The 8,393-nt window shown below is 37.1% G+C and carries 9 protein-coding genes; all 9 read left to right on the top strand.

Going from position 1 to position 8,393, the window contains the following annotated elements; genetic code table 11:
* The first annotated feature begins 97 nt into the window (after positions 1–97).
* The gene (locus F0364_RS07585; RefSeq protein WP_153797171.1) at positions 98–823 is read left to right on the top strand and encodes a hypothetical protein; all 726 of its coding nucleotides are present in this window, start codon (positions 98–100) and stop codon (positions 821–823) included.
* Between the two features lie 216 nt (positions 824–1,039).
* Positions 1,040–1,780, top strand: a complete 741-nt coding sequence (locus tag F0364_RS07590; protein WP_153797172.1) for a hypothetical protein — start codon at positions 1,040–1,042, stop codon at positions 1,778–1,780.
* A gap of 243 nt (positions 1,781–2,023) precedes the next feature.
* The gene (locus F0364_RS07595) at positions 2,024–2,554 is read left to right on the top strand and encodes a hypothetical protein (protein ID WP_153797173.1); all 531 of its coding nucleotides are present in this window, start codon (positions 2,024–2,026) and stop codon (positions 2,552–2,554) included.
* A gap of 203 nt (positions 2,555–2,757) precedes the next feature.
* Complete coding sequence (locus tag F0364_RS07600) at positions 2,758–3,933, top strand: hypothetical protein (RefSeq protein ID WP_153797174.1); 1,176 nt, start codon at positions 2,758–2,760, stop codon at positions 3,931–3,933.
* 249 nt (positions 3,934–4,182) lie between these two features.
* Positions 4,183–4,656 carry a hypothetical protein gene (locus F0364_RS07605; protein WP_153797175.1) on the top strand — a complete coding sequence of 158 codons (474 nt, stop codon included), beginning with the start codon at positions 4,183–4,185 and terminating at the stop codon, positions 4,654–4,656.
* A 376-nt stretch (positions 4,657–5,032) separates the two neighbouring features.
* Positions 5,033–5,551, top strand: coding sequence for a carboxypeptidase-like regulatory domain-containing protein (locus F0364_RS07610; protein ID WP_153797176.1), 519 nt, complete (start codon positions 5,033–5,035; stop codon positions 5,549–5,551).
* Between the two features lie 221 nt (positions 5,552–5,772).
* A complete protein-coding gene (locus F0364_RS07615) occupies positions 5,773–6,543 on the top strand; it encodes a hypothetical protein (RefSeq protein ID WP_153797177.1) in 771 nt (256 codons plus the stop codon).
* A gap of 419 nt (positions 6,544–6,962) precedes the next feature.
* Positions 6,963–7,568, top strand: coding sequence for a hypothetical protein (locus F0364_RS07620; RefSeq protein WP_153797178.1), 606 nt, complete (start codon positions 6,963–6,965; stop codon positions 7,566–7,568).
* A gap of 256 nt (positions 7,569–7,824) precedes the next feature.
* Complete coding sequence (locus tag F0364_RS07625; RefSeq protein WP_153797179.1) at positions 7,825–8,256, top strand: hypothetical protein; 432 nt, start codon at positions 7,825–7,827, stop codon at positions 8,254–8,256.
* Positions 8,257–8,393: the final 137 nt, after the last annotated feature.

The raw sequence follows: 8,393 nt of genomic DNA on the forward strand, positions 1-8,393 counted from the left end.
TTAGCAGCAGTTACGGGCTGACTATTTTCAAATACCGCCACATCGTCAAGCCGGGACCGTTGTGTGCCATAAAATTGAGACACCCTAAAATTCTAAGATGGGACTATTTTCAACAGTTTTACATATTTATAAACGTAGTCAGACAGACACAGTAAGCGAACTCATTAAGGAACTTCAAGAGGACAGAGAATTGACAAAATTTAGTAGGCTTGACATTGACGGTAGCAATTTTGAAAAAGCTATCCAAGAATATGTTTACGACAATCATGGTGTTTGTTATTTAGTTACGCCGCAAATTGGTGACTGGACTACTATTGTTGAGATAAACGTAAAACTTGACAACCCGTTTTACTTATATGACTTAACAAACTCCATAAGTAAAAGATTAGCAACTTATGCTTTATCGTTCCACTTACACGACGATGATATTTTATTATTCAACTTGGACAAAGAAGGACATTCAATAGATGGTTATAATAGCAACTATCAATACTTTTTAACAGAGCCAGCAGACAAAGAAGAAGTCATTTCCCAAAGAAATCTGCCAGATGCTTTTGTTGAGTTACTACCACCAACAAAAACAAGTGAACAACTTAATTCAATACTAAACGAAGGTTATTGGAATGCCTTTGACAATAATGACTTGGACGAAGACGGAGTTCCTAATGATGAGAAATATTTTATTGACGAGCAAGATAGGTTTGAAAGGGTTGGAAAATATTTAGAAATCTACAGCAAGGACGATTATCCATTTGCAGACTGGCTTAGTAATTTGACAAAACTGAACTTGAGCGACTGCTATTTATTAATGGCTTCACTATAGCTTTACGGCACACAACATTGGTATTGCCAATAGTGGGGTTTGACATTGGAACAATCAGCAGCGGTAATTCTGCTGTACTGCGGTTCGGGGCTCGACGAATAAAGCCCAGCTTTAGTTCTTAATATTTAACTTTATCAAAAAGCCAGGCAGCGGTTCCAGGCAGACGAATATAAAATTCCCCACCATCGGCAATACCTGGCCGTTAGCGGCAACATTATGACAGCATTCACAAAATTGTTTCAATCCAGTTTCGTCCTTTTTCTTTTGAGTTGCAACCCTCAACAGGATGGCTCAGCAGGCAAGACAACTCCATTAATTCAAAAAAACACAAGTATTAAGAATGAACGGAACAACAAATTGTTTGTGTTTGTTGGCGAGAAAATTGAGGTCACTCCCCTGCCTTATACCCCCGGCGACTTTGACAGTGGTGTAAAGGCAAAATTTCTAATCTTACAACGAGTATATGGCTACTACGACAAAGACACTATTGAATTTGAAGCTTACGACCACTACGGAAGATTTCCATTTGCAGATTACAAAAATGTATTATTGTATGTTTCAGAGTATGAAGGAAAATTATACCAAGAAAAATATATGTATGACCCTGTATTTAAAACAAAAGACGGACGTTGGGCAGGACCCTATTCTGACGACTATGGACACTCCTACAATAAACATACAACTGTAAAGCCTGAAAAAATAGATTTTGCTGAAGAGGTTTCGTTTCCGACAAAAATTAAAGATGACGACGGTAAAGAATATACTTTATCGTATGACGAACCATATTTTAAATTAGTCGGAGATAAAGCGATTGCAGTTTACGGAAATTTTGTGCCAGAGTTATTCAAGTTAAAGAAAGAAGGAGTGTTAACGGCAAGAGAATTATTTGGTGACAAAAAACCAGAAATTAAAGAAGTGGAATTACAAGAGATTTCTGACACGACCGATAAGAATTAATCTCACCAAGCATCTGGCGACAAATGCAGCCGCTAACATTGCATTGGCAATATGGCGGGCGACGAATAAATTCTCAACTATGGTTCGCTACTCAGCTTCGGTTTCGGCAGACAAACAACGCCCAGCATTAGAATAAACAATGAACTTTTGTATATTTAACCAGCAGCGGCACCGGGCAGGCGGAACACAGAATACCGCCACATCGCCAATGCTTCAACGTTGTAGGCAACCTTATCAAACATCATGCGGTTACTTTTTGTTATACTAACATTGACACTTACTATTACTGCGCAAGCCCAAAAAGTCAGCGACCTTGATAAGTATTCAATAGACACTGTTCGGTTGACAAACTTCAATGCTAAAAAGGTTATTGTATTTAAACATAACGACGCTACATTTTACCTTGACTTTGCTGAATACAAAATTGCTGTTACTGACTTTAAAAAAACGTATTTGAAAGGTTACAAGAGACGACTTGATGAAGTGAAATCAACTTTAAAAAACGCCAAGCTACAACTTAAGAAAGCAGACACGGCATACATGACTCAACAAGACTTCAATAACTTTGGAGTACAACCAATGGAAAAGTTCATTGCGACACAAATAGACAAAGGAAACTGTGCAGTCTATGACAATAATAATTCCCCATTGACACAAATTATTAGGGTGACCGGTTCATTTATCAGAGGGCCATTAAACGCATGGGCTGGACGACGTTATTATTTGCCAGGGCAAGACAAATACATTTTGCTTGTAACAACATCTATTTCGTGACGAAAGGTATGCCTACAACATGCAGTTTTGCGTCAGCAGGGGCGACGAATAAATCCTCATCCCAGTGCTACTATCAGCTACTTATCCGGCTGACCGAACACAGATGAGCAGCAGAATATATTTTCAACTTTTGTAACTTCGGTCGGCTGCAGTTCCGGGCTGGACGTTTTCCAAATGCCCTGCCGAACGCAAAGCTGTGGCCGTTGGCTGCAACCGTAAAGGACTCTAAAATGGTAGTAAATATTTTTTATTCATGGCAATCAGATCTACCTAATAGTAAGAACAGAGGTTTCATACAAAGCTGTATCGAAAAAGCAGTTAGTCAAATTACGCAAGAGAAAATCCATTTGGAAATAGCTGTAGATAGAGACACAAAAGGGGTATCTGGTACACCCGACATCGCATCTTCTATATTTTCAAAAATCGACGCCTCTAATATTTTCATAGCAGACATAAGTATTATTAACTCATCTTCAAATGACAGGAAAACACCAAATCCTAATGTGCTAATTGAACTCGGATATGCAGCAAAAACATTAGGCTGGAATAACATAATATCAATCTTCAACACAGAATATGGAAAAGTTGAGGACCTTCCTTTTGATTTAAGATTTCGTAGGCCACTTTCTTATAAAATAAAGAATCAAAAAAACAAAACAGAAGACCGTGCAGATTTAATTAATATTCTAAAAAAGGAAATAGATTCTATTATACTCAAAGAGCACAGCAAAGACGAAATAAGGCAATATATAAAGCAACAAATAGACAAAGAAATATTGACTATCTGCAACCAGCTATTCAAAATTATTTATGGCTATGACAAACAATACACTTTAGATAGTATTTGGCAGATGTTAAACCTTACGGAAGATGAAATTCAGAGGGAATTATTTGAAAAGAGATTTTTACGTTTCACAGTTTTGAAAGACTGGAAAGATTTTATGGAAAAACTTCAGCATGCCATGAACCAGCCTTTTTTTACTCAAAATGCTGAACCCATCTTTGTTACCAGTTTGATTAAAGTCGTAAAAGGACTTGAAGCGATGGCTGTTGTTTTTGGCAACGGGAAACTTTTCAACGACACCGATAAAGTTATAGAGGGCTTCAGGATAGTAGATGGCCATAAGATGAACTCTGATAATCCTAAAGACAGCTACTTACTTACAAAAGAAATAGGAGGCGATGATAAGGGTGTGGTGGTTGATTTCGGAACAATCCGAAAGTTTAATTTGAAAAGAACAAGAACGATCTTAACAATTAACAACGACCTGTTTTTTGGAGTTGTACTAAGTATTCGTGAGCTGTTGCAAGGAATAGATTCCTGGACATCTGCAACAGGAAATCAACTAATCCTCGACCCATTAACATTTAGAATGTAAACGGCTGCAGCCAACATGGGGTTTTCTGCTATGCTGGCTGAAGAATATTTACTGATCGTTCCGCTCGCTACTCAGCTGCAGTCCGGGCTGAATGAATAAAGCCGAGCAACAGAATATAATATCAACTTTATAACTTTACTCAGCTGCGGTTCGGGCTGACGAATCACGGAATATCAGCACAGCAGAAAGCCCTGGCCGTTAGCGGTAACCGTATTGGACTTCTCGTTATTATTGACTGTATCATAAGTCATGATGGCAAACTCACGAATTGACAAATCTTTTAAAAACCTTACCTCGTTTGCTGATGAAGTCCTCGTTGAATGTCCTTATTGCAAGAAGCGAGCAATAGTTTTTGCAGACCAAGGGCAATACACTGTTCCTTATTCGACAAAATTTAAAGCAAAGTTCAGGTGTAGCAATTGTTATAAACCTATTGACGAAAATTTGTGGTATGGACCAATAACTATTTCGCCAGCTAATGCAAATTGTGGTTATTGTGGGAGTCCACTGAAATACAGTAAGACAGTAAACAAATATCAAGACAAAATTGAAGTCAAGTGCCAAAATTGTGAACAGGAGAAAAAGTATGATGTCCACTATACTTTGACTTATGCCGACAACAAACAAGCAACTGATCCCTATTTTGGATTTCAGCTTTGGCTACAAATACCATTTGACGACAATATTTTATGGGCTTATAATTTTGAACACTTGAATATTTAAAAAATTACGTTGCAGCTAAGCTAAGAGAAGCACCCAGTGGCGGGAAATATTCTTTAGCTTGGAAACTCCCAAACTTTATCAAACTTGCGAAAAACAGAGATAAAATTTTAAAAGCTATTGGCCGACTTGAAAAGAAGTAAACAAAACGATTGACGTGTAGAACGGCTAACCGCTAACATGGGGTTTTCTGCTATGCTGGCTGAAGAATATATACTGATCGTCCCGTTCGCTTATCACCTGTGGTTCGGGCTGGACGAATAAAGCCGAGCAACAGAATATATTTTCATCTTCATTAACTTTACTCAGCTTCGGTTCGGGCTGACGAATCACGGAATATCAGCACAGCAGAAAGCCCTGACCGTAAGCAGCCATTTTAATGAAGACCCTACTAACAATAATACTTTCATTTCTCACGTTTTTTTGTTTCGGACAGACAAAGAAAAATAATAGTGCATTGTACAATTTGACAATCGCTTATAGACCAGCAACCATAGATATATTGGCTGACACAGGTTCGCTTAACTCTTCCATCAATCCTGGTAACATAGAACAAATGACTTTTACAGGTATGACACCGGGGCAATATAAAATCCAAATAAGTGGGCAAGGACAGCAAACTGTTATTAGAGACAGCATCGTAGTTAAAAAAGGACAAGACCTTGTTTTACATTTTACATTTAACGGACCTTGTTTGTATGACCATCCAGACGGCTACATTCCAACTTGTCCAAAGAACCATACTGACAGTATCATACCTATTGTTTATGGTTTAGTAGTAACAAACGGCGACACTTTTGTTAAAGACAAAAAAGACATGAAAGTTAAATATGCAGGTTGTGTAACGACTGGTTGCGACCCAAGTTTTTATTGCAAGCTACATGACATTGAGTTCTAACAAAACGGCTGCTTACATTGGGTTTTATGCAAGTTGGGCATGACCAGCAAACATCAGCCAATTGCAAATCCAGGCTGTGGTTCGGGGCTGGACAAACAACTTTCAACTTTAGTTCCTAAATTCAACTTATATTTTCAATCAGCAGCGGTTATCGGCAGACGGAATACTAACTCCCAACCTGCATAAAGCCCTGCTCGTTGGCAGTAATTTTCAGACACAGTATGCGAATCAAACTTTTACTCGTTTTATTGACCACTTCTTTAATAGCCTTTTCACAGGATTCAATTGTGATTCGTAAACCTGACACACTTTTGCCGTTTTTTGGTAAAAATTCTCTTCGTCTTCACGGTTATGAAAATCGTATGGTTCCTTATAATAGCCCGAACCCTCTTTATGTACTTATCTCTTATAATGGGGTTGACAAAAAGCACTTAGAATACTTTCGCATAGATTCTTCAAACTATCTCCTAAATGAATTTTTTAGAAGCAAAAAAGGCAGTAGCAATGAAGGACTAAAGGCTAGTGGCACAGTGCATGTCATTGATAAAATACTTGATTCTTCCGTTTCTTATGGAAGGTCTGCAAGCGGTGGTGGAGGTTCTAAGCAAACTCATTATTATAAAGGGTTTTCAAAGGAAGGAGATTGGGATGAATATGAAGATTCACTTTTTTATCATAAATATTGGACAGGTAAGTATAAAAACAACCGTAGAGTTGGAATTTGGAGCAATTATATTTATGACCCCAATGACGACCGCTTAGTTGGGCAAATAAATTATGACCAAGATTCAACTTTAAAAATATTTTCTGTGAATATTGCTAACACTATATCATTAGATAGTATAAATCATTTGTTATATGGACGCTGGACATTAGCATGTGAGGACGATAAGGATAGAAGAATGTTTATAAACAAATGCCAACTATATGACGGACATTATGGCGACGACTGTAACAGTAGATTTGGTGATGAAAACTTTTATGAATTTTAAGTAATTCTAAATTCAAGAGACAAAAAGGTGAAACCTGCGATAAATTCAAACAGAACTCCATTTCGGGACAATGGAAAGTTTTAAGAGTTAACAACGAATTACTAATTCATATAAAATTGACAACAGGCTATACAATAAAATATAAAGTGTTGTATTTAGACAGAGAAGGAAACATGGTAGCTGACAGACAATAAAACTACTGCCAACATTGGGTTTTATGCAAGTTGGGCATGACCAGCAAACATCAACCAATTGCAAAGCCAGGCTATGGTTCGGGCTAGACAAACAACTTTCAACTTTAGTTCTTAAATTCAACTTTATATTTTTAATCAGCAGCGGTTATCGGCGGACGGAATTCTAATTCCCAACCTGCATAAAGCCCTGCTCGTTGTGCGTCACCTTAAACAAACATCCTACTTATGACAAAAGTCTTCTCGACACTCCTAGTTTTATTTTATTCGAGTTTTTGCTATTGCCAAATTACAAACACTTCAAAAGTTAAACGGAGAACATTTGACACATATGAAGAATTAAGAAAAAAGCAAGAAAAGTATAGTGTTGAAAAACTGACTTATTTGGACTCAACATTCAATTTTCAAGTTGAAATTCCCAATTGGTTAAATTTAAAAGAAACAGGAACTGTTTATGCATTTGGTGGTACACTTCCCGCTGTTGACGGCATTGAAAACGCAATTCTTATTAAAGTTTTTGACAAGCCAAAATTTCCGACATTTTCAGACTTTAAAAAATTCGTAATTGAAGACCTTGCATTTGGACAATCGCCAAAGTGGAGTGTATCACATAAATTTATGGGTAAAAAGGAGCTCGGCAGGTACAACAATATTGGTGACAGTTATAAAGTATATTTAATGAGGGGTAACCTAATGTATCATTGCGAATATATTTTACTCGAAACTAAATCAGCTTACTTGTGGATTGATTATACTTCGACACAAGAAACTTTCGACAAGAATTTTGCAAAGTTTGAAGAATTTATGAGTGGTTTTAAAGTGACAGATTTTTGACTGCATAAAAGCCGAACGCACAACATTGGGTTTTATGCAAGTTGGGCTCGACATTGCAACATCAACTAATTGTAAATCCAGGCTATAGTTCGGGCTGGACAAATAACTTTCAACATTAGTTCTTAAGTTCAATTTTATATTTTCAATCAGCAGCGATTATCGGCAGACGGAATACCAATTCCCAACCTGCATAAAGCCCTGCTAGTTAGCGGCAATTATGAGACATCGCCTTATTTTCATTTTACTTATAAACTTAATGTCAATTGTTGCATCATATGGACAACAAAAGAATAATGTTGTAAAAACCATTGAGGACTATCGAAAAGAAATAAATGAGGATACAACAGTTAAATGGGTGGCTATTACAAAAGAACAATTAAAAAAGTTATCATTTTATACTGACGCCGTAACAGTGTTTTCTTTAAGTGACACAGTAGTAAAAGTTTCGGAATGGATTCTTCATCCACCTATGAAGCGTCTTGACTATTATTTTAAAGGGAGAGATTTAATACTTTTATCTTTCTCTCAAGAGAATTATTGCGGTAGCAAAGATTTCTTTTACAACAAGAAAGAATTGGTAAAGGTTACACTGAGAGATTGCGATAGATATAAAAGTGAAGATGATAAAGAACTAGCAAATTCGCGGATAATTCGAGCAAAGGAATTTCTTACATTTTTCGTTAAATGAAAACTAACTGCCGCTAACATTGGTATTGCCAATAGTGGGGCTTGACATTGGAGCAATCAGCAGCAGTAATTCTACTGTACTGCGGTTCGGGGCTCGACGAATAAAGCCCAGCTTTAGTTCTTAATATTTAACTTTAT

This window comes from Foetidibacter luteolus (assembly GCF_009650435.1).
GTDB lineage: Bacteria > Bacteroidota > Bacteroidia > Chitinophagales > Chitinophagaceae > Foetidibacter > Foetidibacter luteolus.

Excerpts from the sequence above, each read along its gene's own strand:
- F0364_RS07585 (WP_153797171.1), top strand. The coding sequence starts at position 98 with ATGGGACTATTTTCAACAGTTTTACATATTTATAAACGTAGTCAGACA.
- F0364_RS07590 (WP_153797172.1), top strand. The coding sequence starts at position 1,040 with ATGACAGCATTCACAAAATTGTTTCAATCCAGTTTCGTCCTTTTTCTT.
- F0364_RS07595 (WP_153797173.1), top strand. The coding sequence starts at position 2,024 with ATGCGGTTACTTTTTGTTATACTAACATTGACACTTACTATTACTGCG.
- F0364_RS07605 (WP_153797175.1), top strand. The coding sequence starts at position 4,183 with ATGATGGCAAACTCACGAATTGACAAATCTTTTAAAAACCTTACCTCG.
- F0364_RS07610 (WP_153797176.1), top strand. The coding sequence starts at position 5,033 with ATGAAGACCCTACTAACAATAATACTTTCATTTCTCACGTTTTTTTGT.
- F0364_RS07615 (WP_153797177.1), top strand. The coding sequence starts at position 5,773 with ATGCGAATCAAACTTTTACTCGTTTTATTGACCACTTCTTTAATAGCC.
- F0364_RS07620 (WP_153797178.1), top strand. The coding sequence starts at position 6,963 with ATGACAAAAGTCTTCTCGACACTCCTAGTTTTATTTTATTCGAGTTTT.
- F0364_RS07625 (WP_153797179.1), top strand. The coding sequence starts at position 7,825 with ATGTCAATTGTTGCATCATATGGACAACAAAAGAATAATGTTGTAAAA.